This window comes from Streptomyces sp. NPDC041713 (genome assembly GCF_055591085.1).
In genome coordinates, this window is sequence record NZ_JBVIZY010000003.1 from 777,695 (window position 1) to 803,695 (window position 26,001).

Here is a 26,001-nt window from a genome sequence, read left to right on the forward strand (position 1 = left end):
AGTGGCGTCCAACCGGCCTGCCCCCCAAGCCGTGTACATACCGAATGACGACGACTTCGGCGGGTACGACGAGGACTCCTTCGAGGAGTGGAACCCCACCGAGGATTCCGTCCGGCCCGTCCGCGGCAGGCACCGTGTGCACAAGAAGGGCGGCGGCGGGCTCGCCCGCAGCTCCACCGTCCTCGGCGTGGGCGTCATCGCCGCCGTCGGCGCGGGCGGCATCGCCACCGCGCAGGAAGGCAAGCCGCCGGTCTCCATATCGATGCCCGACCTGCCGGGCGTGGACGCCGTCGCCGACTCGCTGCCCGAGGCCAAGTCCCTGCCGGGCGTGGGCTCCTTGCTGGCCGACGACTCCTCCGACGCCACGACGACCGTCGCCGCGTCCGCCCCGCTCACCGCCGCCGGCGTCAGCTCCGTCGACGCCGAGCAGGGCACCACCGACGCGGGCGAGGCACTGCGCACCCGCATCATGCAGCAGGCCGAGAACCAGCAGCACCAGGCGGACGCCGCCGTACGGACCGCCGCCGAGGACGCCGCCGTCAAGAAGGCCGCCGAAGAGGCCGCCGCCCAGCAGAAGGCCGCCGAGAAGAAGGCCGACGCCGAGGCCGCCGCCAAGAAGCAGAAGGCGGAGGAGGCCCGCAAGGCCAAGGCCGAGGCCGCGCGCCTGGCCAAGCTCGCCAAGAGCTACGCCATCCCGACCTCCTCGTACACCCTCACCTCGCACTTCGGCGACGCCGGCGCCATGTGGTCCTCCGGCCACCACACCGGCCTCGACTTCGCCGCGCCGACGGGCACGCCGCTCAAGGCCGTGCACACCGGCACCGTCAAGGAGGCCGGCTGGGCGGGCGCGTACGGCTACCGCACCGTGCTCGAACTCGAGGACGGCACGGAGGTCTGGTACTGCCACCAGTCCTCGCTCAATGTCAGCGCGGGCCAGAAGGTCACCACCGGCGAGGTCATCGGCCGCGTCGGCGCGACCGGCAACGTCACCGGGCCGCACCTCCACATGGAGGTCCACACGCCCGACGGCACCGGGATCGACCCGCTCGGCTGGCTGCAGGGCAAGGGCCTGAATCCCTGAGGTATCCCTGAGGTATCCCTGAGGTCCGCGCCCCTGCGGTCCGGGTCTCCGCGGTCCGGGTCTCCGTACTCCGGCGGTCCTGGCGACATCCCCCCGACGCCAGGGCCGCCGGTCGGTCCGGTGGTGCGTGCACGGAATTCCGTTTCCGGTGTGCTTGTTGAGGAACGCATGACTTATCTGCGTACGCTCGGCTCCTCCGACCTCGAGGTCTTCCCGCTCTCCCTGGGCGGCAACGTCTTCGGCTGGACCGCCGACCGGGCCGCCTCCTTCGCCGTCCTCGACGCCTACACCGCCGCGGGCGGCAACTTCATCGACACCGCCGACGTCTACTCGGCCTGGGTGGACGGCAACCAGGGCGGTGAGTCCGAGACCCTCGTCGGCGAGTGGCTGGCCGAACGCGGCAACCGCTCCGACGTCGTCATCGCCACGAAGGTCGGCGCCCACCCCGAGTTCAAGGGCCTCTCCCCGGCCACCATCAAGGGCGGCATCGACGCGTCGCTGCGCCGCCTCGGCACCGACTACATCGACCTCTACTACACGCACTACGACGACCCTTCGGTCCCGGTGGAGGAGATCATCGGGACGCTCGACGGGCTGGTGCGGGACGGCAAGGTGCGCGCCATCGCCGCCTCCAACATCACCCCCGAGCGGCTCCAGGAATCCCTCGACCTCTCCGACCGCGAGGGGCTCGCGCGCTACGTCGCGCTGCAGCCGCACTACAACCTCGTCTCCCGCGACACCTACGAGGGCCCGCTCCAGGAGGTCGCCTCGCGCGCCGGCATCGCGGCCGTCCCCTACTACGCGCTCGCGTCCGGCTTCCTCACCGGCAAGTACCGTCCGGGCGCGAAGGTGGAGAGCGCCCGCAGCGGCGGGGTCGCACAGTACGTGGGCAGCGAGCGGGGCGAGCGCGTCCTGACCGCGCTCGACGAGATCGCCGAGGCGCACGGGGCGCAGGTCGCGACCGTGGCGCTCGCCTGGCTGGCCGCGCAGCCCACGGTGGCGGCGCCGATCGCCTCCGCGCGCACGGTCGAGCAGCTGCCGGCGCTGCTCGCGGTGGCGGACCTTGAGCTGACGCCGGCGGAGATCGCCCGGCTGACGGCCGCGTCCGCCTAGGACACGACCTAGGAGCGGTAGGGGTTGTACGCGCCGTACGGGGTGGGCCCGTACGGGGTGGGCCCGTACGGGGCGGCGGGGACGGGCGTCCCGTAAGGGGGGTGGCCGTACCCGCCGGAGGCCCCGTACGACCCGTAGGGGCCGGGTGGCAGCGGTCGCATCACCGGTGCCGTCGCCTGCGCCGCGTACGCCAGCGCGGGGCGGGCCGGCTCGCGCCGCTCCCAGAGTTGTTCGAGGAGTTCCCGCTCGCGGGCCACGAAGTCGGCCCCGGCCCGGCCGCGCCGGCCCCGGTGGCGCAGCAGCGCCAGCGACGTCGCGTACATCTGGTACTCGGCGACCGTGCGGGACGCCGCCTTCCCCCAGGTGTACGCGGCGTAGTCGCGGGCCAGCGCGCGGGCGCGCATCGAGCCCAGCGCGTACGGCTCGGGCGGGGTGAGCCAGCCCGCCGCCACGTACGCGGGCAGCTCCGCGCGGATCGTGCGCAGCTCGCGCTGCCGGGCCCAGATCGCGAGCCACGTCAGCAGGCCGAACGCCGGGAGCATGAACGCCGCGTACACGGTGAAGAAGCCGTACTGCCCGAAGACCGCCGAGCCGTTCCACAGGGCGTGCATGCCCATCGCGAGCAGTAGTCCGGCGAGCGGGAGCAGCGTGCGGAGCAGATGGCGGCGCTCGGCGGCGAACGCGGCGAAGCCGAAGCCGATGCCGGTCAGGACCGTGAACAGCGGGTGCGCGAACGGGGACATGACGACCCGTACGAAGAAGGTCGCGGCCGTCACGGAGGCGAGGCCGCTCTCCCGGCTGAGCTGGTCGGTGACGAAGGCGTTGCCCAGATAGAGGATGTTCTCGGTGAACGCGAAACCGGTCGCGGTCACCCCGGCGATGACGACGCCGTCGACGAGCCCCGTGAAGTCGCGCCGGCGGAAGAGGAAGACGAGCAGGATGGCCGCGGCCTTCGCGCTCTCCTCGACGATCGGCGCGATGACGGTGGCGCCGAGGGTGTCGGCACCGGTGGGATCGGCGGTGGCGGTGGCTATCCAGCGGATCGCGAAGCTGTTCGCCACGATCGCGACGAGGGCGGCCGCGCAGGCGCCCCAGGAGAAGGAGAAGAGGAGGTTCCGCCAGGGTCCCGGCTGCACCCGGTCCAGCCAGCGGAACGCGGCGACGAGCAGGGGTACGGGCACGACCGCGAGGCCGAGTCCGACCAGGAAGCCCTCGGTGCCGGTCTGCTCCCGGACCAGGGCGAGGATGACCAGGCCGGAGAGGGCGAGCAGGGTGACGAGCGCGGCTCCGCGTATCGCGCGCCGCTGCCACCAGCGGACGCGGCGCAGCTCCCCCGGGGCGGGCGCCTCGGGGGGTATCGGATACGGGGAACTGGTGGCCACGTCGTTGACCCTAACGAGGGATGGGGGTGGCCGCGACGGTGCCTCAGTTCTCCGGAGCGGACTCGGTGCTTCCGCTTCCGCTCGGCGGGTGCGCGGTCCGGCGGAACAGCAGGTCGTGGACGACGTGGCCCTTGCCGAGGCCCTGGCCCTCGAAGCGGGTGAGGGGGCGGAAGTCGGGGCGCGGGGCGTATCCGCCGTCTTCCCGGGTGTTCTCGAAGTCGGGGTGCGCGGTGAGCACCTCGAGCATCTGCTCGGCGTACGGCTCCCAGTCGGTCGCGCAGTGCAGGATCGCGCCGGGCTTGAGGGAGGGCGCGGCCAGGGTCAGGAACTCCGGCTGGATCAGGCGGCGCTTGTGGTGGCGGGCCTTGGGCCAGGGGTCGGGGAAGTAGACGCGCAGGCCGTCGAGGGAGGCGGGGGCGAGCATCTCGCGGAGCAGGATGATCGCGTCGCCGTTGGCCACGCGGACGTTGCGGAGGCCGCCCCGCTCCGCGAGGCCGAGGAGGTTGCCCTGGCCGGGGGTGTGCACGTCGACGGCGAGGATGCCGGTGTCCGGGTCGGCGGCGGCCATCTGCGCGGTGGCCTCGCCCATGCCGAAGCCGATCTCCAGGACGACGGGCTTGTCGGAGGGCTTCTCGCCGTCCCCGAAGAGCTCGGCCAGGTCGAGCGTGCGCAGCCCGTCGATGTCGAGGCCCCACTGCGGCCACAGCCGGCGCAGCGCGTCGCCCTGGCTGGTGGTCACCCGGCTGCGCCGGGGCTGGAAGCTGCGGATCCGCCGCTCGTGGTGCGATCCGGCCGGGTCGGGCGAGGGCCCACCGGGGAACCGGGGCGGGGCCTGGGGGCGGCCACCGGGCCGGGAGGCGCCGGCGGGGGAGGCGCCCGCGGAGGAGACGCCCGCGGGGGAGGCGCCCGCTTCGCTCGGCGACGGAGCTTCGGCGCTCGGCGACGGGGCTTCGGGGGTGTGGGGTGAGTCAGACACAGTGCGGCAATTTTACGGGGCGGCGGGGGGTGGGGTGGGGCGAGCGTCTGCCGGCCTCTCCGGATGCCTGAGGGTCCAGCCCCGCGCCCTGCGCGCCCGTGCCCCGCGCCGCGAGACCTGGGCCCGAGCCCGAGCCGCACCCGGCTCCCTACGCCACGGCCCCCTGCAGCGCCGCCAAGGCGCGGCGGGCGACCTCCCTGCCGATCGGGAGGGACGCCGTGGCCGCCGGGGACGGGGCGTTCAGTACGTGGACCGTGCGGGCGCCCTCCCGTATCAGGAAGTCGTCGACCAGCGTGCCGTCGCGCAGGACCGCCTGGGCGCGGACGCCCGCGGGGGACGGGATCAGGTCGTCCGGGCGGACCGCTGGCAGCAGCCTGCGCACCGCCGTGGTGAACGCGGCCTTGGAGGCGGAGCGGCGCAGCTCGCCCACCCCGTACCGCCAGTGGCGGCGGGCTATGTGCCAGGAGCCGGGCCAGCCGAGGGTCCCGGCGAGCTCGCGGGGGCGCACGACCGACCAGCTGTACCCCTCGCGGGCCAGCGCGGGGACCGCGTTCGGCCCCACGTGGACGCCGCCGCCGACGCCGCGCGTGAGGTGGACGCCGAGGAACGGGAAGGCCGGGTCCGGCACCGGATAGACGAGGCCGCGCACCAGCTCGGGGCGGGCCAGGTCGAAGTACTCCCCGCGGAACGGCACGATCCGCATGCCCGGGTCGTCGCCGGTGCGCCGCGCGACCTCGTCGCAGTGCAGCCCCGCGCAGTTCACCAGGACCCGGCCGCGGACGATCGCGCTGTCGGCGGTGCGCACGGCCACGCCGCGGTCGGGGCGGCGGTCGATGCGGACGGCGTCGCCCGCCGCGCCGTACCGGATCTCGGCGCCGGAGGCTTCGGCCAGGCGGGCCGCCACCGCGCCGTAGTCACAGATGCCCGTCGTGCCGACGTGGATGGCGGCGAGGCCGCGGACCTCCGGCTCGTGCTCAGTGATCTGGGCGGGGCCCAGCTCGCGGACCGGGATGCCGTTCTCCCGGCCGCGCTGGACCAGGGCGTGCAGGCGGGGGAGCTCCTCGCGCTCGGTGGCGACGATCAGCTTGCCGGTGACCTCGTGCGCGATGTCGTACTCCGCGCAGAACTTGATCATCTCGGCGGCGCCGCGGACCGCGAACTTCGCCTTGAGCGAGCCGGGGCGGTAGTAGATCCCGCTGTGGATCACCCCGCTGTTGCGGCCCGTCTGGTGGCGGGCCGGGCCCGGCTCCTTCTCCAGGACGGTGATCCGGGTGCCGGGCGCCGTGCGCGAGAGGGCATACGCCGTCGCCAGACCGACGATCCCGCCGCCGATCACCAGCACGTCGCAGTCGTACGTCACCATCGTCACCGCGCCTCACCTCCCACCACAGATAGTGCCCTGCGCCACTGACAACGCCGCCAAACCTCGGGCGCCGGATCCTTCCGCACCGCTCCGCGGCGGTTCACGTGGGCCCGGCCCCCCGTTAACCCGGCGGCGGGCGGGGGCAGGGACGGGTGCGGAGTGGTGGTGGTGGAGGTCACGGGCCCGCGGTCCTACGCCGGGGCGACCAGCAGCGGCCGGGCCCGCTCGCGGAGCTCCACCACCCGCGGCTCGTCCCCGTACGGCTCCAGGCGGTGCAGCAGGTCCTTCACGTACTCCGTGGTCCGCGCGGACGAGATGCGCCCGGCGACCTCAAGGGCCCGGGTGCCCTGCTCGCACGCCGCGTCGAGGTTCCCGGACTCCAGCTCGGCGACGGCCGACACCACCAGGCGCAGGCCGTGCGAGCGCACGAACTCCTCGGTGGGGCGGGACAGCGCCTGCTCGGTGAAGCGGCGCACCTGGCGGGGCGCCTTCAGGTCGCGGTAGCACTCGGCCGCGTCGGCGGCGAAGCGGTCGTATCCGTAGAAGCCGAGCCAGGACGGGTCGTTGTCGCCCTCCCTTGCGCGCTCCAGCCACCCCTCGGCGGCCCGCAGCGCCGCGCCCGCCGCCGCCGCGTCGTTGGCCCGCGCGTGGGCGCGCGCCTCGACGAGCCGGAAGAAGCTCATGGTGCGGGCGGTGGCCAGGCCCCTGTTCCGCTCCAGGGCGGCCTGCGCGAGGTCGACCCCCTCGTCCCCGAAGCCGCGGTACGTCGCCTGCAGGGACATGGACGCCAGTACGTACCCCCCGAGGGGGACGTCGGCCGCCGCGCGCGCGAGGCGCAGCGCCTGGATGTAGTAGCGCTGGGCGGCCTCCTGCTGGCCCGTGTCGAAGGCCATCCACCCGGCGAGGCGGGTCAGCTCGGCGGACGCGCCGAAGAGCGCGCGGCCGACCTCGTCGGAGTACGAACCGAGCAGCAGGGGCGCCGCCTCGACGCGCAGGCACTCGGGGACCATCGAGGACCGCCAGTCGCCGCCGCCGTACTTGGAGTCCCAGCGGCGGGCGTCCTCGGCGGCCTCCCGCAGCTTCAGGACGTCGCTGTGGCCGACCTTCATGGGCGCGCCGTCCTCGGCGTGCGCGAGCTCGCGCGCCGCCTCCCGGGAGACGTCGCGGGCCACGGAGCTGTCGGCCGGGGTTATCAGCCAGCGCGAGGCGGGCGTGGCGTAGGCGCTCACGGCGAAGGAGCCGGCCAGCGACTGCCAGATGCCGCCGGTGCCCGCGCGGCGGCCCGCCAGGTCGAGGCGGTACAGCTCGGTCGCGGACTTCACCGCGGCCCCCACGTCGCGCGGGAAGGCGAGGCCCACCTCGGGCGCCGGGTCGGCGTCGGCGAGGCCGATCTCGTGCAGCGGGACCGGGCGGCCGAGCTTCTGTCCGATGGCCGCCGCGATCAGGTGGGGCGCGGCGCCCTGGGGCACCATGCCCTTGGAGACCCAGCGGGCCACCGATGTCTTGTCGTAACGGAGCGTCAACCCGCGTTGTGCGCCGAGGTCGTTGACCCGGCGGGCGAGTCCCGCATTGCTGATTCCCGCGAGGGCGAGAACGGTGCCGAGTTTTTCGTTCGGCCCGCGTTGCTCCCTGGACATGCGCCACCCCTCGACACAGACGGCTGCCGGGCAGTGGCTGGACCGCGCGGCATTCGTGCTGCGTTCCCCCGGGGGCAGTGGCACCCTCGGCCGGGACCCGTGGCGTGTGCCACGGCACCTCGGCCGCGCCTCCGCGCACCGTGGTCCGGGCGTGCTGCCCGGGCCCCCGCGCGCAGTGGCCGGAATAGCGGCCGCAAGAGCGTTTGGCCGATCCTCCAGGTATATGCCTCCGCGAAAACATCAGCACACACAGCGTAGTTCGCCGCATCCCAAGCGTTAAGAGGCGCAGTTCCGGATGGCGGGATTGTTGCCCGTGCCCGAGCGCTTCGATGCCTCGGCGTGCTCCCGCCGTGTGGCCGTGCGCCCGTCCGTGCGCTCTTCTCCGGCCATGACGGGAGCGCTTCCATGGAGGATGCGTGGGTCGGCCCGCTGCGCTGGAGTCAGTGGGCTGGGGGACACCGCCGCCTCCATCCCCGCGGGCGGCGGACCGGTCCGGGAGGCGAACACCGCCTCCCGGGCTGTGGGTTGCCGTCGAACGGTTCCGGCCTGGGCGCATCCCAGGCCGATTTGGCCGAAAAGCACCCACGTACAGAAGGGAACAATTCGCTCGTCACCCCGGTGTGTGCGCCGGGGCGCGCGTGCCGCGTGCGCCGTGGACGCGGGGCCTCCGCACGGCGCCTTTCCGCGCGGGACCTTCATTGTGCCCTTCAACCACCGCTCTCCTCAGGCGCGTTCGCCGGGGCGCAAGCGACTCCGCAGGCCTTCCCGTGCGCCTCCTTCGTGGCAGCATGGGACCCCAGTTCTTCGGTGCACCGGTTCTTCGGCGCACTGGTCGGCCGGTCCTGCGGCGAGCCTCGCCCGCGGGCCGTCCACAGCCTGTGGAGGCGGCGATGCGGTGGTTGGTGGGGTGGAGCAGTACCACCGCGAGATCCTCGGCCCTCGGCTCGGCCGGAGCCACCGGTGACGACGGCGAGACCGTGCACCCGGTGGGCTCGCAGCTCCTGTGGGGCGACCCGGATCCGCTCTGGGCGGTGGGCGACTGGCGCGCCGACGAAGTACGGACAGTGACGGCCGACGAACAGACCCGCATCGCGGTGCTCGGCACCTGCGGCGCGTCCGACGAGGAACTCCGCGTCGGCCTCGTCGCCGCCCGCGGCGGCGCCCTGCGCCATCTCACCGCCTGGTCCGGGAGTTACACCGCGGTCGTCCAAGTCGGCCGCCGCGTCATGATCGCCGGCGACCTCGCGGGCGCCCGGCCCGTCTTCCACACCGCCTGGGCCGGCGGCACGGCCTACGCGACGGCCGCCCTGCCGCTGGCCGACCTCATCGAGGCCCACCTGGACATCGGCCACCTCGCGGCCCTGCTCGCCGCCCCCGACGTCCCCGAGGCGCTGCACGACTCGACCCCCTACCAGGGCGTACGGCGCGTGCCACCGGGTCACGCGCTGATCCTGCGCGCGGGCGCACGGGAGATCGCCGGGTACGAACCGGTGGCCTCGCTCGCCGTCGCGGCGCCCCCGGGCGACGCCGCCGGCGCGGTGGACGGCGTGCGGGACGCGCTCGTCGAGGCGGTACGCGCCCGCCTCACCGCCCCCCGCCACGTCCCCGGCACGGACGTCGACCCCGGCCCGGTGCCCGGCATGGGCCCCGCCGAACGGCGCGCGGCCCGCGGCATGCCGGTGCCCGGCATCGGGGCCGACCTCTCCGGAGGGCCCGCGTCCGGCACCCTCGCCCTCCTCGCGGCCGGACTGCCCGGCATGCCCGGCACCGTCCTCGGCCACGGCACGGGCGCGGGCGAGCGCCTCCTCGCCGTCACCTTCAACGACCTGGCCGTCGACGGCCGCGAGGCCGAACTGGCACGGGCCGGCGCCATCGCCGCCAACCCCCGCCTGCACCACGTCGTCGTCGCCGCGGGCGAGGAGGCCCTGCCCTACGCCGATCTGGACGGGCCCCTGACGGACGAGCCCAGCGCCGTCCTGGTCTCCGCCCAGCGCCACCGCGCCCGGCTCTCCTCGGGCAGCGCCGACCACTTCACCGGCTACGGCGCCCGGCAGGTCCTGGACGCCCACCCGGCCCGCCTCGCCGACCTCCTGATGGACCGCAAGCGCCGCCACCTGGTGCGCCCCGTCGCGGCGCTGGCGAAGGCCGACGGTTCGGTCCTTGTCCCCGCGCGCGTGTACGGCGCCGCGCGCAAGCTGGCCCGTATGCCGCACCGCGCGGGCGTCGATTCGCTCGCCGACCGGCTGCTGCACCGCACCTTCGACGAGCCCGCCGGAGCGCTGGGCGCGTCGCTCGCCGCCCTCACGTGGGCCAGACCGGGCCCGGCCGCGCGCTGGCTGACCGGTGAGGCCCTCGCTGAAGTATCGGTTCGCCTCCAGGACAGGACGATGCGCCCCGGCGGACCGGGCCAGCGCCCCGGGGAGTTCCGCGCGCGGGCGGCCCTCGCCCGGCACGCGGCGGACCTGCGCGTCCTGGAGCAGGCGGCCGAGGTGCGCTTCCAGCGGCTGCACGCGCCGTTCCTGGACAACCAGGTCGTCCGCGCCTGCCGCGCGCTGCCCGAGGCGCTGCGGGTCCAGCCCGGGGCGCGGGCCGCGATCCTGCGCACGGTCCTGGAGGGCGCCGGGGTCACCGAACTGCCGTCCGGGTGGGGCGCGCCGTCCCACGCGTCGCACACGGCCGTCGCCCGTACCGGCATCCGCGTGGCCGTCGACGACCTGATCGCCCTCTTCGACACGCCGCTGCTCGCCCAGGCGGGCCTGGTCGAGGCCCGCGTCGTCCGCAAGGCGCTGCGCTCGGCAGCGGAGGGCGAGCCGCTCCCGCTGGACGGCCTCGCCGACCTGGTCTCCACCGAACTGTGGCTGCGGCGACTGCTGTCGCGGAGGGGAACGTGCTGGACGGGAACTCCGGCACGCCAACGAGCGGTCCCCACGGGGAGCGTGGTTCCGCAACGGGGCGCCCTGGGGGCGGGGCGCAGGCCGTCCAGTGGGGCGCCGGCGGTGTGAGGAGGGCGTGCGGGGCCCTGAGGTGGCGTCGCACGCGGGCGCGCCGTCGTGGGGCTGTTGCCCGGCTCTCCCTCGGTTCTCGTCCGGCTGTCGTGCGGGGCTGTCGTTCCCGCGCCACGCTCCGGAGAAGAAAGCAGGCGCCACGGCGCGCTCCACCGAGGAGAATGACGTGGTGCGGTACAGAATCCTGGGCGCCACCGAGGCGTACGACGACAGCGGCGCGCCCCTGCCCGTAGGCGGCCAGCGGCTGCGGGCCCTGCTCGCCGCGCTCGCGCTGCACGCGAACCGCACGGTCACCGTCACCACCCTCATCGACGAGGTCTGGACGGACGACCCGCCGGCCGACGCCACCGCCGCACTCCAGGCCCTCGTCGGCCGCCTGCGCCGCGTCCTGGGCAAGGACGCCGTCGTCTCGGTCCCCGGCGGCTACCGCCTGGCCGTCGCCCCGGACGACGTCGACCTGCACCGCTTCGATCGGCTCGTGCGCGAGGGCCGGGCCTCCCTGGACGGCGGCGACCCGGATGCCGCCGCCCGCACCCTGCGCGACGCGCTCGCCCTGTGGCGCGGTCCCGCCCTCGCCGACCTGCCCGACGACGGCGCCGCGGCGCGCTCCGACGCCCTGCGCGCCGAGGCCGTCCGCGCGCGGATCGAGGCGGACCTGCTCCTGGGCCGCGCCCCCGATGTCGTACCGGAACTGCGGGCGCTCACCGCCACCCAGCCGTACGACGAGACGCTGCGCGCCCTGCTGATCCGCGCCCTGCGCGACGCCGGGCGCGGGGCCGACGCCCTCGCCGCGTACGAGGAGGCCCGCCGCGCCCTCGCCGACGGACTCGGCGCCGATCCGGGGCCGGAACTGCGGGCTCTGCACGCGCAGTTGCTCGGGGGGCCGGGTGTGGGGGCGGACGTGGGGGCGGGTGCGGTGCCTGGCGCGGTAGCGGGCGCGGCTTCGGGGGCGGGCTCGGGCTCGGGTGCGGGTGCGGGTGTGGGCTCGCGGGGCGAGAGGGTCGCCTTTTCGGGAGAGGGGCCCGGCTCCTCGGGAGAGCGGAACGGCTCCGTGCGCACAGGTGCGGGCCGCACCACGCCCACCGCCCCCGCCGGCCACACCCCCCACCCCTCACCGGCCTCCCGCCCCGCCTCCGCCCCCGCCGAGCGGAACGGGAACATCCGTGGCCGTTTGACGTCTTTCGTCGGGCGGGAACCAGAACTCGCCGCCATCCGTTCGGACTTGCACAGGGCCCGCCTCGTCACCCTCACCGGACCGGGCGGCTCCGGCAAGACCCGCCTCGCCGAGGAAGCCGCCGCCGGTCATCCGCAGGCATGGCTGGCCGAGCTCGCCCCGCTCGACCATCCGAAGGCGGTGCCCGGTGCTGTCGTCAGCGCGCTCGGCCTGCGCGAGACCGTGCTGATGACCAGCGAGCTGACCGCGCCGCAGGACGACCCGGTCACCCTGCTCGTCGAGCACTGCGCCCAGCGCAGCCTGCTCCTGCTCCTTGACAACTGCGAACACGTGATCGGGGCCGCCGCCGAGCTGGCCGAGACCCTCCTCACCCGCTGCCCGGGTCTCACCATCCTCGCCACCAGCCGCGAACCCCTGGGCGTACCGGGCGAGTCGGTGCGCCCGGTGGAGCCGCTCCCGCCCGACCCGGCACACCGCCTCTTCACCGAGCGGGCGGTGGCGGTGCGGCCCGGCTTCGACCCCGGGGAGGACGCGGCGGCCGTCGCCGAGATCTGCCGCCGTCTCGACGGCCTGCCGCTCGCCATCGAACTGGCCGCAGCCCGCCTGCGGTTGCTCGCCCCGCGTCAGATCGCCGACCGCCTCGACGACCGCTTCCGCCTCCTGACCAGCGGGAGTCGTACGGTTCTGCCCCGCCAGCAGACCCTGCGTGCCGTCGTCGACTGGTCCTGGGAGCTGCTCGACGAGGCCGAGCGGACCGTGCTCCGCGAGGTGTCGGTCTTCGCCGGCAGCTGGGACCTCCCCGCGGCCGAGGCCGTCTGCACCGCCCACGCCACGGACCTGATCGGCGCGCTGGTCGACAAGTCCCTCGTCGTGACCGTCCCGGCGGCGGGACCCGAGGACACCGGCATGCGCTACCGGCTCCTGGAGACCATCCACGAGTACGCGACGGAGCGCGCCGGCGAGACCCCGGAGCTGCTCGCCGCCGCCGAGGCGCGGCACGCGGCGTACTTCGCGGAGCTCGTCGCGCGGGCCGAGCCGCTGCTGCGCTCCGCGGAACAACTCCCCTGGGTCACCCGCCTGGAGACCGAGCTCGACAACATCCGGGCGGCCCTGCAGCGCACCATCGACTCCGGTGACGCGGCGGCCGCGATCGCGATGGTGCTGAACACGGGCTGGTTCTGGTGGCTGCGGAACTACCGCAGGGAGGGCACCGACTGGATGAGCCGCGTCGTGGCGCTCGCCCCGGACGGCCTGCCCGCCGAGGGCGACCCGCTCTACTGGCCGTGGATGAACCTCCGGCTGCTGCACCTGTTCCTGATGGCCGAGTCCAGGGGCCACGGCGGTGACCTCGGCGACGAGGGGAGCGGTGGCCGTGGTGGTGACGGTGACGGCGGCTGGTTCGACCCGGAGTACGTGGAGACGCTGCGTACGGCGTTCATGCGGTCGGGGCCCGAGGCCGCCCGCTTCCCCGGGCTGATCTGGCCGTTCACCATCTTCTTCACCGGTGGCACGCATGTGGACGCCCTGGCGCCGCTGAACAGTTCGGTCGAGAACTGCCGCAGGTACGGGAGCGACTGGGACCTCGGCGTCATCCTGATGTTCCGCACCCACATGGCCGTCGACATGCCGGGCCATCTCTCCGGTGTGGACGAGGACTTGAGGGAGCTGCGGGCGCTGAGCCGGCGTGTGGGCGACCGCTGGATGCGCGCCCAGGTGTGCAGCGCGGCGGGCGAGGCGGCCATGGCCCGCAGCCACCACGAGGAGGCCCGCGCCGAGTACGAGGAGGCGCTGCGCCTCGCGTACGAGGTGGGGGCCTATGCCGAGGCGCCGTTCCTGCTCGCCCGGCTCGCCGAGATCTCCTACCGCGAGGGCGAGCGGGCCGTGGCGTCCAAGGCGCTCGACGAGGCGACCCGGGAGGCCGACCGGTCCGGGGTGACGGACTCGCGTGCCTTCGTACGGGTGCTGCGGGCGCTGCTGTTCCTCGACGAGGGGGACGTCGTCGGGGCCCGCAGGCTCTGCGAGGAGTCCCGTCGGGAGACGGTGGACGGCTCGCCGCCCCCGCAGTTCGAGGTGGCGCTCGGCGGGGTGGAGGCGCGCGTCGTCGCGCTCGAGTCGGGCCCGGCCGCGGCGCTGCCCCTGGTCGTCGACGTGCTGCGCGGTGCGCAGGCGACCGCGTGCTCGGAGGTGATCCAGGCGGCCCTGGTGGACACCGGCGCCGCGTTCCTGAGCGACCTGGGCGACCACCCGCGCGCGGTGCGCGTGCTCGCCGCCGGCACGGTCCTGCGCGGCGGCAACGCCCGCCCCATGCCGGAGGCCGCCGCGGCGGAGCGAGTGGAGCGGACGGCCCTGGCGGCGCTGGGCCGGGACGGGTACGAACGGGAGCGGGCCGCGGGCGCGGCGCTGACGCCGGACGAGGTGCTCGGGGAGATGACCGCGGGGGCGGAGGCGGGGTCCGGGACGGGGACCTGAGCGGATGAGGTCGACCGTCACGGGCTGGGGCCGGTGCCGGTGCCGGGGCCGGTGGTCGCCTCTGCCTCACCACCTCTGCCTCACCATCCCGTCGCCAGCAAGTGGTTGATCAGGAGTGCGACGGTGGCCTGGGCGGTGAGCCAGGCCCGGGGCCGGGGGAGGAAGGCCCCTGCCGGGAGGAGCCACAGGGCGAACGGGAGCCAGATGCGTTCCGTCTCCGCCTTGCTCATGCCGGACAGGTCGGCGACGAGCAGGGCGAGCAGCGCGGTGAGGACGAGCAGGGCGAGCCGGGGCGCGGCGGCGGGGTCCGACCCGCCCGGCCGGGCAAGGACTTCCCGGGTACGGGCTTTCCGGGTACGGACTCCCCGCGTACGGACTTCCCGCGCGAAGACTTCGCGGCGCCGCGCGACGAGCGTGACCGTCGCCCGGCGCAGGCCCGCCACCGTCGCGAGGCCGACCACGAGGACCGTGCACGCGAGGTTCGCCCACACCCAGTAGCCGTAGGGCCGGATACCGCCCGCGCCCTGGTAGTAGCGCTCGACGAGCAGCCGGTACGCCTCCCACCAGTCGAAGCCCGCGAGCGTGAACAGGAGCGGCACGACGACGAACCCGGCCAGCACCAGGGGCAGCACCGCGAGTCGCTCCCTGACCGGGGCGCGGCCCAGGACCAGCACGCCCGCCCCGATGAGCGCGAACAGCGTGAGCCCGTACGAGAGGTAGCAGGTCAGGCCGAACAACAGCCCCGCGGCCGGCGCCGAGAGCCGGGCCCGGCACCCCGTCACCGCCAGCGCGAAGAGCGCGAGGGACCAGGCGGCGACGGCCGCGAAGTAGCCGTCCGCCGAGGTGCCCATCCACACCGCGGCGGGCGCGAGGACCAGGAACGGCGCCGCCCGCCGCGCGAGGGCCTCACCGGCGAGCGCCCGCACCGCCACCAGCACGGCGACGCCCGCCGTGGCGCCGACGACGACGCACCAGACCCCGGCCCAGGCCCCGCCGCCCAGCCCCACCCGGTCGAGCAGCACGAAGGTGAGGGTGGCGCCCGGCGGATGCCCGGCGACATGCGCGGGCCAGTGGTCGGGGGAGTCGATCAGGATGTGCCGGGTGAAGTCCCGCAGGGTGCCGTGGATGTCGTCGAAGCGGTCGACGACCTGCAGATACTCGTACTTGGTGGTGAGCCGTCCCGCGACACCGCGCCCCCATCCGTCGATCAGCGCGAGCGCGAACGTCCACGCGGTCGCCGTGCCCCACACCGCCCCGAGCAGTGCCCGCCACGGCAGCCGGCCGGCCAGCGAGGGCCCGTACGCCACCACCGCGACCGCGACGGCGCAGGCGGCCGGGGTGCCGGGGCCGACGTGCGGGTCCCAGTGCGCGTACAGCGGTGGCCAACGGACGTGCAGGGTGCCGTCCGCGCGCTCGACGGCGGCACCGACCAGGACGGCCGTCCCGACGAGGAGGGCGGCGACCAGAGCGATGCCCAGGTCACGGCGGTCGTGGCGGTCACGGCGGCCATGGTGGTCACAGCAGTCGCGGCGGTCGCGGTAGAGATCACGGTTCACGTCAGGAACGCTAGGGCGGCGCCGGCCGTACGGGGCCGAGCGCGGGGCGGACGTCAGCGTTTCGTCATGAGTCGCGCGGCCCTTCGCGGCCCGGTCCCGGCCTAACGTCGGAGCATGCGCGACCCACGCGATACACGGCTCCCCACCTCGCCCGGCTTCTGGCGCAGCCCCGTGCGCGGCCCCTGGTTCACCTCCGTGCTCGGCGTCGTCCTGCTCGTCGGGATCACCCTGCTGTTCGTGACGGGACTGCTCTCGTACGCCGCGTACAACCCGGACCTGGCACCGGTGAACGACAAGACCCCGGACAAGGGGCTGCTCGGCTTCTACCTCTTCGCCTGGCCCACCGACCCGCCCTGGCTCTACCGGCTCACCCAGGGCGTGCACGTCACGCTCGGCATCACCTTGATCCCCGTACTGCTCGCGAAGTTGTGGTCGGTGGTGCCGAAGCTGTTCGCGCTTCCGCCCGCCCGTTCCTTCGCGCACGCGCTGGAACGGCTCTCGCTGCTCCTCCTGGTGGGTGGCGCGCTCTTCGAGTTCGTGACCGGCGTCCTGAACGTCCAGCTCGACTACCTCTTCCCCGGCTCGTTCTACCCGCTGCACTTCTACGGGGCGTGGGTGTTCATCGCCGCGTTCGTCACGCACGCGGTGCTGCGGGTGCCCGTCGCCCTGCGCAACCTGCATGTGCTGAGGGCGCGGGAGAAGGCGGTACCCGGGGAGGAGCTGGTGTCGCCGCGGCCGGCCGAGCCGACCGTGTCCCGGCGCGGGGCGCTCGGCCTGGTGGGCGGCGGCTCGTTGCTGCTGTTCGGGACGACACTCGGACACAGTTTCGACGGTTGGCCGCGCGAGACGGCGCTGCTCGCCCCGCACGGCGGCCCCGAGCCGGGCACGGGCCCCGGCGCCTTCCAGATCAACAAGACGGCTTCGTACGCGGGGATCCATGAGCGCGATACGGGCGAGGACGCGTGGCGGCTCGTGGTCGTCGGACGCCGCGGCTCGGTCCGGCTGAGCCGAACCGAGCTCCTCGAACTCCCGCTGCACGACGCGGCGTTGCCCATCGCCTGTGTGGAGGGCTGGTCGACGTCCGACCAGCGGTGGCGGGGCGTACGGCTGCGGGACCTCGCGGCGCTGGTCGGGTACGACGATCCGCCGGACGTGCTGGTGGAGTCACTCCAGCGGCGCGGCGCGTTCCGTCGCGCGGCCCTGCGCGCGAACCAGGTCGCCGACGCACGTTCGTTGCTGGCCCTGCAGGTCAACGGCGCGGACCTGACCCCGGATCACGGCTACCCGGCGCGGATCATCGTGCCGGCCGCGCCCGGCGTGCTCAACACCAAGTGGGTGGCTCGTATGACGTTCGGGGAGCTGTGATGGGGCGGGCGACGCGCGGGGGACGGGGACGTGGGCTTCCGGGAGGATTTCGGTCGCAGGGGCTTCCGTTGAGGAGAATCCCGTTGGGCAGCCCGTTCCAACTCCTGCTGTTGGCCTGCTCGTTCGCGCTCGCCGGGTACGCGGGGGTGCGGCTGCTCGCGGGCGACTGGCTCGGGGTGGCCGGGTGGTTCGTGGGGTCCGCGCTCGTGCACGATCTGGTGCTGCTGCCCGTGTACGCGGGGCTCGACCGCCTCCTCGTCCGCACGGTGGCGGCGCGGCGGCGGGAGCGGGCCGGCTACGTCCGCGTACCGGCCGCGCTCTCCGGACTGCTCCTGCTCGTATGGTTTCCGCTGATCAGCGGGCAGGCGTCCGGGCGTTACGCGTCCGCCACCGGGCTTTCGGGGGACGGTTTCGCGGCGCGCTGGCTGCTGATCACGGCCGCGCTGTTCGGCGGCTCGGCGCTGCTGCTGGTGGTGCGGCTGTCGCGGTCGGGGCGGCGCAGGGCGACGAACGGACGGCCGCCCGAGGACCACTGACCGTCGACCCGCCAGCCCGCCCGGCGCGCGAGCCGGAGCAGGGCGGGGGTGCCGAGACGGGCCCACGGGAACGTATTGCCTGGGGTGGCGGTGGTGCCGCGAGAGGGTTGGACCCCTTGGTCGCCGTGGGTGCCGCCGTCGGCGGGTACGGGGTGGATGCCGCCGTCGGCTGGTACGAGATGGACGTCGACCCGCTCGTCGATGTCCACCGGCGCCGTCTCGGCCAGCAACAGGCCGTCGGGGGCGAGGAGTTGGGCGACTCGTTCGAGGAGGGCAGACGGGTCGCCGCCGATGCCGAGGTTGCCGTCCATGAGGAGCGCGGTGCCCCAGCGGCCCTCGCCGGGCAGCGGCGCGAAGACGGAGCGGTGCAGGGCCTGACCACCGAGCCCCACGGTGTGCGCGACGGCGGCCTCGCTGACGTCGATGCCGAGGGCACGGCGGCCTCCGGCGGCGAGCGCCGCGACCAGCCGGCCGGGCCCGCACCCGATGTCGAGCACGGCTCCCTCGCACCGTCCGACCACGCCCAGGTCCGCCTCGTCGGCCTGCGCGCACCAGCGCTCCACCTCCAACGGAAGCAGCCAGCCGTCGGCGCGGCGCAGGAACAGGGGGCCGCGGCCGGTGCGGAGGGCGTCGGCGTACGGGTCGGCGGACGGCACGCCCGAGTGCGGGCCCGCTCCCCAGGAGGCCGGGGGGCCGTCGTGCGGCCTCGGCCTCGGTTCCGGTTCGTGGGTGGTCTGCGCGGGTGCGATGTCGTGTGCGGTACTCATCGGGGGGTGACCGCCCCGGGCCCGGCCACGGTTCCTCGCTGTACGGCGCCGTATCGTCCCGCTTCACTCTCGGCTGTCCCGCCCTCGGTGGCCCCCAACCGCCGTAGTTCCGCGGCGAATCGGCCGTGCGGTGCCGACGCTGCGACCGCGGCCGCGTCCGCCGCCGTGTCCACGTCCCGCAGCCGCGGCAGATCGCGTACGCGCAGTCCCGCGGCCGTCAGCCGGGCCCGCTGCGCGGCGCCCGTCGTGGGCGTCGACATCGGCACGCCCCGCAGCAGCCGGGGGTCGGGCTCCGCGAGTCCGAGCGCCCAGAAACCGCCGTCCTCCGCCGGGCCGAAGAGCGCGTCGGCGTCGCCGAGGTCCGCGGTGAGCAGCTCCGGTGTGACCTGCGGGGTGTCCATGCCGATGAGCAGGGTGGGCCCGGTGCAGGCGGCGAAGGCGGCGGCGAGGCGTTCGTCCAGGCCGCCCGCGCACTGCGGTACGACGTCGAAGCCGGCCGGCAGCCAGGGTCCGGGCGTGCCGTCCAGGGCCAGGACCCGGCGCCGGGCGGGCGCGGCCGCCACCGCGTGCAGCGTGTCCGCGAGGGCCGCCTCGGCGAGGCGGGCGGCCTCACGGGCCGTGAAGGGCGGACTGAGCCGCGTCTTCACCCGCCCCGGCAACGGTTCCTTGGCGATGACGAGGAGCGTGGTCACTGGCTGGTGCCTCCTGGCGGAGAGGACGGGTGGGTCGCACAGGTGCTGGGGCGTCGGACGTCGAGGTCGGGGGGTGGCGGCTCGGCCAGGACGCGTCTCATGTCGCGTACGGCCTGCCACGTGCCGCGCCACGTGCCCGTCACCTTCGAGGCGCCGGAGCGCGGCAGATAGGGAACGTCGTGCTCGGCCACGCGCCACCCGGCGTCGGCCGCGCGGACCACCATCTGCAGGGGATAGCCGCTGCGGCGGTCGGTGAGGCCGAGTCCGAGCAACGCGTCCCGGCGCGCGGCGCGCAGGGGGCCGAGGTCGTGCAGGCGGAGGCCGGTGCGGCGGAGCAGCATCCGGGCGAGCGCGAGGTTGCCCGCGCGGGCGTGCGGGGGCCAGGCGCCGCGGCCCTGCGGGCGCCGCCGGCCGAGGACGAGGTCGGCTTCTCCGTCGCGTACTTCCCGTACGAAGGGGACGAGCCCGGACGGGTCGAGTGAGGCGTCGCAGTCGCAGAAGCAGACGATGTCGGCGGTGGCGGCGGTCAGCCCGGCGTGGCAGGCGGCCCCGAAGCCGCGGCGCGCCTCGTGGACGACGGTCGCGCCGAGGCCGCGGGCGATCTCGGCGGAACCGTCCGTCGAACCGTTGTCCACGACGAGGGCGCGCCAGCCCGCCGGGATGCGGGCGAGCACCCAGGGCAGGGCGCCGGCCTCGTCGAGGCAGGGGAGGACCACGTCGACGGGCGGCGGGGCGGGAGGAGGGGCTGGGTCCGGGGGAGGGGTCGGGGGAGGGATCGTCGTCACGGTTTCACCCTACGAGCGCGAAAGGTGCATTTCGGACGGAGGATCCTTACGAAACGGGGACGTCGACGTCGACGGACCGCTGGGGTGCGGCGCGGCCGGGACGACGGTGCGAGGCTGACGCCATGGAACGACGACCGCAGGATCGACCCGGGGGCGGATCGGGTGTGGGTGTGTCCCGGGGGGCGGGGGGTGGCTCACCCCTGAGTACGGGTGCGGGGGTCGACGGATCCTGGGGTACGGGTGCTGGGGCGGACGCACCCCGTACGGGTGGGGTCGGGGGTGCATCCCGTACGGGTGGGGCCGACGCACCCCGGCCCACGCCCACCAGGGCCGACGCACCCCGGGGTACGAGTGCCGGGGCCGACGCACCCCGTTCCGGTGGGGTCGGGTCCGGCGCATCCCGTACGGGTGGGGCCGACGCACCCCGGCCCACGCCCACCAGGGCCGACGCACCCCGGCCCATGCCCGCCAGGGCCGACGCACCCCGCCCCGGCGGGGCCGACGCACCCCGCCAAACCGCCGCCGGAACAGAACGCGTTCTCGTCGTGGACGACGACCCGACCGTCGCTGAGGTCGTCTCCGGTTACCTCGACCGTGCCGGGTACGTCGTGGACCGTGCCGGAGACGGGCCCGCCGCCCTCGCCGGCGCCGCCGCGCACCGGCCCGACCTCGTGGTCCTCGACCTGATGCTGCCCGGCATGGACGGTCTGGAGGTCTGCCGGAGGCTGCGCGAGAAGGGCCCCGTACCGGTCATCATGCTCACCGCCCGCGGGGACGAGGACGACCGGATCCTGGGCCTGGAGGTGGGCGCGGACGACTACGTCACGAAGCCGTTCAGCCCCCGGGAACTGGTGCTCCGGGTGGAATCGGTACTGCGTCGCGCCCGCCCCGGCACGGGTACGCGGCGGCTGAGCGCGGCCGGTCTGACCGCCGACCCCGCGGCCCGCCGCGCCACCAAGGGAGGCGCCGAACTCGCCCTGACCCTGCGCGAGTTCGACCTCCTCGCGTTCTTCCTGGCCCGGCCCGGCCACGCGTACAGCCGCGAGGACCTGATGCGCGAGGTCTGGGGCTGGGACTTCGGCGACCTGTCGACCGTCACGGTCCACGTGCGCCGGCTGCGGGGCAAGATCGAGGACGACCCGGCGCGCCCGCGACTCATCCAGACGGTCTGGGGCGTCGGCTACCGCTTCAACCCCACGGGTTCCCCCACGCCACCCGTACCCGCCACCCCTGGCGAGCCGCCCCCGCCCACCCCCGGCGGCGACCACCCGCCCACCCCCACCCGCCGGAGCTGACGTGCGCGACACCCTCCTCATCGCCCTCTTCGCCTTCCTCGGCGCCATAGGGGCCGGGTTGCTCGGCGCGGTGGCGCTGCGGCTGCTCCGGCGCCGTTCGCTCATCGCGTCGCTGGCCGTCGTGGCCTCCGTGGCCGTGGGCGCGATGCTCGCGGGAACGCTGGCCGTGGCCTGGGCGATGTTCCTGTCCCCGCACGACCTGAGCGTCGTCACCACCGTCGTCGCGATGGCGGCGGTCGTCTCCCTCGCCACCGCGCTGCTACTCGGCCGCTGGGTCGTGGCCCGCAGCCGCGAACTGGCCGTCGCCGCCCGCTCCTTCGGCGACGGAGGCGACTTCGCGGCACCGGCCGCGCCCGCCACCGCGGAACTGGAAGCGCTGAGCCGCGAACTGGCGGCGACCAGTGCGCGGCTCGCCGAGTCCAGGGACCGCGAACGCGCCCTGGAGACCTCGCGGCGTGAACTCGTCGCCTGGATCTCGCACGACCTGCGCACACCTCTCGCGGGCCTGCGTGCCATGTCCGAGGCGCTGGAGGACGGCGTCGCCGCTGACCCCGACCGCTATCTGCGCCAGATCCGTACGGAGGTCGAGCGCCTCAACGCCATGGTGGGCGACCTCTTCGAACTCTCCCGCATCCACGTCGGCGCCCTCACCCTCTCGCCGTCCCGGATGTCGCTGTACGACCTGGTCGGCGACGCGCTCGCCGGCGCGGACCCGCTGGCCCGCGAACACGGCGTACGGCTGGTGGGCGAGGGAGTGGAACCGGTGCCGGTGGAGGTGGACGGCAAGGAGATGAGCCGGGTCCTGGGCAACCTCCTGGTCAACGCGATCCGCCGGACACCGGCCGACGGCACGGTCGCGGTGGCGGCCGAACGCTCGCCCGACGGCGTGGTGCTGTCCGTCACCGACGGCTGCGGCGGCATCCCCGAGGAGGACCTGCCGCGCGTCTTCGACACGGGCTGGCGCGGCACGCACGCGCGCACGCCGCCCGCGGGGGCGGGCCTAGGCCTGGCGATCGTGCGCGGAATCGTGGAGGCCCACCAGGGCCGCGCCGCAGTACGCAACATCCCCGGCGGCTGCCGCTTCGAACTAACGCTCCCCACAGCAGAGGCCTGACCGCCACGCTTCCCGCCGGGGGTCTGACCGTCACATTCCCCGTCGGGGGGTCTGCCCGTCACGTTCCCGGCCGGGGGTCTGCCCGTCACGTTCCCCGCCGGGGGCCTGACCGGCTCGCTTCTCGCCGTAGCCTGGCCACCACGCTTCCTCGCCGGGGCCTGACCGTCACGTTCCCCGCCGGGCCTGACCGCCACGCTCCCGTCCCAGGGCGCTGACCAGCACGGAACTCCTCCTCCGTACCCCCAGCCTCCCGGAACCCCCGCTCCCCCCCGGAACCCCCGTTCCCCCCGGGCCTCCGCCCCCCCCCAGGGCACCCCCCTACTCCCCCCGAAGCCCCGCCCCCGCGAACTCCACCATCCCCTCCTCGAAGGCGACTTCGGCCTTGCAGCCCAGTTCGGTGTGGAGGCGGGAGGAGTCCGCGGTGATGTGGCGGACGTCGCCGAGGCGGTACTCGCCGGTGACGACAGGCGCCGGGCCCCCGTACGCCGCCGCCAGCGCCCGCGCCATCTCGCCCACCGTGTGCGGCTCCCCGCTGCCACAGTTGTAGACCCTGAGCGCACCCCGCCCCCACCCTTGCTCCCCCGAACGTGCCTCCAGCGCCGCCACGTTCGCCGCCGCGACATCCCGTACGTGGACGAAGTCCCGCCGCTGCCCGCCGTCCTCGAAGACCCGCGGGGCCTCGCCGCGCGCGAGGGCCGAGCGGAAGAAGGAGGCGACCCCCGCGTACGGGGTGTCACGGGGCATCCGGGGCCCGTACACGTTGTGGTACCGCAGCGACACCGCCGAACCCCCCGTCACCCGGGCCCACGCGGCGGCCAGATGTTCCTGCGCGAGCTTGGTCGTCGCGTACACGTTCCGGGGATCCAACGGCGCGTCCTCACCGACGAGCCCCGGCGTCAACGCGGCCCCGCACTCCGGGCAGCGCGGCTCGAAGCGCCCCCCGGCGAGGTCCTCGACGGCGCGCGGCCCCGGCCGCACCACACCGTGCCGCGCGCACGCGTACCGCCCCTCCCCGTACACGACCATCGACCCGGCGAGCACAAGCCGCCGCACCCCCGCCTCGGCCATCGCCTCCAGCAGCACGGCCGTACCGAGGTCGTTGTGAGAGACGTACCCGGCCGCATCCGTGAAACCCGAGCCCAGACCCACCATCGCCGCCTGATGGCACACCGCGTCGACGCCGGCCAGCGCACGGGAGACCGCCTCACGGTCCCGTACCTCCATGGCCGCGTCCTTACGCACGTCGAACACGACCGACTCATGCCCGCCCGCGGCGAGCGCCTCGACCACATGGGACCCGATGAACCCGGCACCGCCGGTGACCAATACACGCATACGCCGCACGCTAGGCGCGCCACCCCGCCCGGCACAGAGCCGCGCCGCGCACGTCACCGCTCCGTAAGACCTCGCCGGCAGGCGTCCCCCAGGGGAGCTCGGTCGCTAGCCACACGTCATCCGCGACTGCGCCCAGTCCGCCAGCGCCACCGTGTCGAACGACGTGTGCGGTTCCACGACGAGCCGGACCGTCTTGCGGCCGCTCAGGTTCACATGCACCGGCACCGCCGCGTCACCGCCCCTGACCACCGCCGACCGCCACAACCGCACCCCGTCCCCGTACACGGAGAACCGCACCCTGCCGAGCCCCATCGTCATGTCGTCGACCCCGACCACCGCGTCGTACGTCGAACAGCGGCGGTTGAGGTCGATGGTGACGGAGGACCTGCCGTGCACCGTCACACCGTGGGCGTACCGCTTGTCGCCGACCGACAGCCCCCACCGTTGCCACACCCAGCTGCTCTCGGCGAGCCGCATCTCGGGCTTGGTGCCGTCGCCCGTGAGGCCGTAGTCCAACTCGTTCCACTGGTAGACCCGTGGAGCCGGCGGCGGTGGCGGCGGCGGTTTCGGAGTCGGCCGGGGCGGCTTGGGCGTGGGCTTCGGGGCGGGCGGGGGCGGCGGCTTCGGCTTGGGCTTCTCCTTCGCGGGCGGCTTCGGCGCCGGGGTGGGCGTGGACTCGTGCGCGGGTGACGGCTTCGGCTTCGGCTTCGGTTTCGGCGCGGGCGGCGGCGCAGGCTCGGGCTTCTCCTTCGCCGGCGGCTTCTGCGGCACGATCGACTCGGACACCGCGGGCTCCTTGGCCTTCGGCGGCGGATCCGCCTTCGGCTTGCCGCCCCCTCCGGTGAGCGCGATCGCCGCGGCGACACCGGCCGCCACGACGATGCTCGCCGCGATCCCGGCCTTCGCCGGCGCACCGAGCCCCTCGGACGCGGCGGCCGAACCACCCGCCGCCGAACCCCCGGACGACCCGCCCGCGGCAGCCGCACCCGCGGCCCCCGCCGCGCCCGCTCCCGCGGTCCCACCGCCGATGAGCGCGACCGCCTTCGCATACCCGGCGGCACCGAACCAGCCGATGACCGCGACCGGCACGACCGCCGGAATCCCGCTCGCCACGTCCTTGATCTGGCCCGCGGCAAGGCGGCACTTGGCGCACTCCTCCAGGTGCTTGCGCAGCCCCCGCTCGGCGCGGGTGCGCAGACCGCCGCGCGCGTACGCGCCGAGCCGGTCGGCGTAGCGCGCGCACTCCTCGCTCTCGGTGAGGGTCGTGCTCACGTGCGCCTGCAGATAGGCCTGTTTCAACCCCTCGCGGGCCCGGCTCGCCAGCACCCGTGTGCCGTTCGCGTCGAGGCCGAAGAGCGTCGCGACCTCGCTCGGTGACTCCTCCTCCACCTCCGTGTGCCACAACACGGCCTGCCAACGCTCCGGCAGACTCCGGAACGCCTGCATGGCCATGGACTGCTCGGCCTCGTGCATCGCGCGGACGTCCGCGCCCAGGTCCAGCCCCGCCCCGAACGAACCGCCCGCCCCGGTGTCGTCGGAGAGATCCGTGCCGCGCGCGGCCTGCGCGGCGAACACCGCGAAGTCGTCGACGAGTTGCTCCCGCCGAGCCGACTTCGTCCACCCCGCCGCCACCCGGCGCACGGTGGTCAGCAGATACGCGCGCACGGCGTGCTCGGGCCCGCTGCCGCCGCGCACCGCCTGCAGCATGCGGGCGAACACCTCGGCGGTGAGGTCGTCGGCCGTGTGCGCGTCGCGGCAACAGGTGCGCGCGTAGCGCCGTACGGCCTCGGCGTGGCGGCGGTAGAGCTCGGCGTACGCGGAGTCGTCGCCCCCGCGCATCCGCGAGATCAAGTCGGCGTCGGACACCGGCCCTTCGACACCGGCGGGCGGGGCGACATCCGTGGGCCCTTCGAGACCCGTGGGCCCTTCGAGTCCCGTAGGCGCGGAGACACCCGTAGGCGCGGAGACACCCGTAGGCGCCGAGGCGCCCGTGGGCGTGGTGACACCCGCCCCGCCCGCACGCTGCGGAGGCACACTGGGCGGCTCGGCCTCGGGTTCGGGCTCGGCAGAGGGCGCCGCACCGCCGGGCATCGCGTCACCGGGCCCACCCTGCGGCGGCACCTGCCGGTCCTGTCGGGAGGGCGACGTACCGGTGTCCGCGCCTGCGCTGTCCGAGGAGACCTCCTCGCCCAGGTCGCCGGACGCCTCGTCCCGACCCTCAACACTCATCGCGGAACGCCCCCGGTTGCACACTCAGACCCGACCACCGGGAAAGGGTGCCACAGGGTCGCGGTGAGGCCGATGGCCACGACGGTCAACCACCCGTCCGGGTCGAATTCCCGCAGAAGAGCACTAC

General features: G+C 74.8%; 17 protein-coding genes. 7 read left to right on the top strand and 10 right to left on the bottom strand.

All coding sequences use genetic code 11. The features are described from left to right. Position 1: 1 nt before the first annotated feature. A complete protein-coding gene (locus tag ACZ6CV_RS13185; protein ID WP_469250856.1) occupies positions 2 to 1,081 on the top strand; it encodes a M23 family metallopeptidase in 1,080 nt (359 codons plus the stop codon). Between the two features lie 168 nt (positions 1,082 to 1,249). Further along, positions 1,250 to 2,194 carry an aldo/keto reductase gene (locus ACZ6CV_RS13190; protein ID WP_469250857.1) on the top strand — a complete coding sequence of 315 codons (945 nt, stop codon included), beginning with the start codon at positions 1,250 to 1,252 and terminating at the stop codon, positions 2,192 to 2,194. Between the two features lie 8 nt (positions 2,195 to 2,202). Here the strand turns inward: ACZ6CV_RS13190 and ACZ6CV_RS13195 are convergent, their stop codons facing one another. The 4 genes from ACZ6CV_RS13195 to ACZ6CV_RS13210 form a co-directional block, all read right to left on the bottom strand. Next, positions 2,203 to 3,576, bottom strand: a complete 1,374-nt coding sequence (locus ACZ6CV_RS13195; RefSeq protein ID WP_469250858.1) for a PrsW family intramembrane metalloprotease — start codon at positions 3,574 to 3,576, stop codon at positions 2,203 to 2,205. 43 nt (positions 3,577 to 3,619) lie between these two features. Next, entirely contained in the window at positions 3,620 to 4,552 is a 933-nt protein-coding gene (gene trmB / locus ACZ6CV_RS13200; RefSeq protein ID WP_469250859.1) for a tRNA (guanosine(46)-N7)-methyltransferase TrmB, read from the bottom strand. A 148-nt stretch (positions 4,553 to 4,700) separates the two neighbouring features. Further along, the gene (lhgO, locus tag ACZ6CV_RS13205; RefSeq protein WP_469250911.1) at positions 4,701 to 5,915 is read right to left on the bottom strand and encodes an L-2-hydroxyglutarate oxidase; all 1,215 of its coding nucleotides are present in this window, start codon (positions 5,913 to 5,915) and stop codon (positions 4,701 to 4,703) included. Positions 5,916 to 6,106: 191 nt separating this feature from the next. After that, a complete protein-coding gene (locus tag ACZ6CV_RS13210; protein ID WP_469250860.1) occupies positions 6,107 to 7,552 on the bottom strand; it encodes an MFS transporter in 1,446 nt (481 codons plus the stop codon). 890 nt (positions 7,553 to 8,442) lie between these two features. Between ACZ6CV_RS13210 and ACZ6CV_RS13215 the strand changes: the two genes are divergently transcribed. Both ACZ6CV_RS13215 and ACZ6CV_RS13220 read left to right on the top strand, forming a co-directional pair. Further along, entirely contained in the window at positions 8,443 to 10,554 is a 2,112-nt protein-coding gene (locus ACZ6CV_RS13215; protein WP_469250861.1) for an asparagine synthase-related protein, read from the top strand. A 172-nt stretch (positions 10,555 to 10,726) separates the two neighbouring features. Continuing rightward, positions 10,727 to 14,200 carry an AfsR/SARP family transcriptional regulator gene (locus ACZ6CV_RS13220; RefSeq protein WP_469250912.1) on the top strand — a complete coding sequence of 1,158 codons (3,474 nt, stop codon included), beginning with the start codon at positions 10,727 to 10,729 and terminating at the stop codon, positions 14,198 to 14,200. An 80-nt stretch (positions 14,201 to 14,280) separates the two neighbouring features. Here ACZ6CV_RS13220 and ACZ6CV_RS13225 read toward each other — a convergent pair whose 3' ends face one another. Continuing rightward, positions 14,281 to 15,756 carry a hypothetical protein gene (locus ACZ6CV_RS13225; RefSeq protein ID WP_469250862.1) on the bottom strand — a complete coding sequence of 492 codons (1,476 nt, stop codon included), beginning with the start codon at positions 15,754 to 15,756 and terminating at the stop codon, positions 14,281 to 14,283. 114 nt (positions 15,757 to 15,870) lie between these two features. Here ACZ6CV_RS13225 and ACZ6CV_RS13230 point away from each other — a divergent pair, with 114 nt between their 5' ends. Further along, positions 15,871 to 17,121, top strand: coding sequence for a molybdopterin-dependent oxidoreductase (locus ACZ6CV_RS13230; protein ID WP_469250863.1), 1,251 nt, complete (start codon positions 15,871 to 15,873; stop codon positions 17,119 to 17,121). A 376-nt stretch (positions 17,122 to 17,497) separates the two neighbouring features. Here ACZ6CV_RS13230 and ACZ6CV_RS13235 read toward each other — a convergent pair whose 3' ends face one another. The 3 genes from ACZ6CV_RS13235 to ACZ6CV_RS13245 are packed head-to-tail and all read right to left on the bottom strand — an operon-like array spanning position 17,498 to position 19,901. After that, a complete protein-coding gene (locus ACZ6CV_RS13235) occupies positions 17,498 to 18,424 on the bottom strand; it encodes a methyltransferase domain-containing protein (RefSeq protein ID WP_469250864.1) in 927 nt (308 codons plus the stop codon). Continuing rightward, positions 18,421 to 19,116: a TIGR04282 family arsenosugar biosynthesis glycosyltransferase gene (locus ACZ6CV_RS13240; protein WP_469250865.1), complete on the bottom strand. Its 696-nt coding sequence runs from the start codon at positions 19,114 to 19,116 to the stop codon at positions 18,421 to 18,423. Before ACZ6CV_RS13240 ends, ACZ6CV_RS13235 begins: the two co-directional genes overlap by 4 nt. Further along, entirely contained in the window at positions 19,113 to 19,901 is a 789-nt protein-coding gene (locus ACZ6CV_RS13245; protein WP_469250867.1) for a glycosyltransferase family 2 protein, read from the bottom strand. Before ACZ6CV_RS13245 ends, ACZ6CV_RS13240 begins: the two co-directional genes overlap by 4 nt. Positions 19,902 to 20,362: 461 nt before the next feature. Between ACZ6CV_RS13245 and ACZ6CV_RS13250 the strand changes: the two genes are divergently transcribed. After that, the gene (locus tag ACZ6CV_RS13250) at positions 20,363 to 21,196 is read left to right on the top strand and encodes a response regulator transcription factor (RefSeq protein ID WP_469250868.1); all 834 of its coding nucleotides are present in this window, start codon (positions 20,363 to 20,365) and stop codon (positions 21,194 to 21,196) included. 1 nt (position 21,197) lies between these two features. Next, the gene (locus ACZ6CV_RS13255) at positions 21,198 to 22,310 is read left to right on the top strand and encodes a sensor histidine kinase (RefSeq protein WP_469250869.1); all 1,113 of its coding nucleotides are present in this window, start codon (positions 21,198 to 21,200) and stop codon (positions 22,308 to 22,310) included. 318 nt (positions 22,311 to 22,628) lie between these two features. Here ACZ6CV_RS13255 and ACZ6CV_RS13260 read toward each other — a convergent pair whose 3' ends face one another. Both ACZ6CV_RS13260 and ACZ6CV_RS13265 read right to left on the bottom strand, forming a co-directional pair. Next, positions 22,629 to 23,645 (bottom strand): NAD-dependent epimerase/dehydratase family protein, encoded by a 1,017-nt coding sequence (locus tag ACZ6CV_RS13260; protein ID WP_469250870.1) that lies wholly within the window; start codon positions 23,643 to 23,645, stop codon positions 22,629 to 22,631. Positions 23,646 to 23,750: 105 nt separating this feature from the next. Then, positions 23,751 to 25,874, bottom strand: coding sequence for a sigma-70 family RNA polymerase sigma factor (locus ACZ6CV_RS13265; protein ID WP_469250871.1), 2,124 nt, complete (start codon positions 25,872 to 25,874; stop codon positions 23,751 to 23,753). Between the last annotated feature and the right edge of the window lie 127 nt (positions 25,875 to 26,001).

Coding starts and splice junctions, on each gene's coding strand:
- ACZ6CV_RS13190 (WP_469250857.1), top strand. CDS start 1,250: ATGACTTATCTGCGTACGCTCGGCTCCTCCGACCTCGAGGTCTTCCCG.
- lhgO (WP_469250911.1), bottom strand. CDS start 5,915: ATGGTGACGTACGACTGCGACGTGCTGGTGATCGGCGGCGGGATCGTC.
- ACZ6CV_RS13210 (WP_469250860.1), bottom strand. CDS start 7,552: ATGTCCAGGGAGCAACGCGGGCCGAACGAAAAACTCGGCACCGTTCTC.
- ACZ6CV_RS13215 (WP_469250861.1), top strand. CDS start 8,443: ATGCGGTGGTTGGTGGGGTGGAGCAGTACCACCGCGAGATCCTCGGCC.
- ACZ6CV_RS13230 (WP_469250863.1), top strand. CDS start 15,871: ATGCGCGACCCACGCGATACACGGCTCCCCACCTCGCCCGGCTTCTGG.
- ACZ6CV_RS13235 (WP_469250864.1), bottom strand. CDS start 18,424: ATGAGTACCGCACACGACATCGCACCCGCGCAGACCACCCACGAACCG.
- ACZ6CV_RS13250 (WP_469250868.1), top strand. CDS start 20,363: ATGCCCGCCAGGGCCGACGCACCCCGCCCCGGCGGGGCCGACGCACCC.
- ACZ6CV_RS13260 (WP_469250870.1), bottom strand. CDS start 23,645: ATGCGTGTATTGGTCACCGGCGGTGCCGGGTTCATCGGGTCCCATGTG.
- ACZ6CV_RS13265 (WP_469250871.1), bottom strand. CDS start 25,874: ATGAGTGTTGAGGGTCGGGACGAGGCGTCCGGCGACCTGGGCGAGGAG.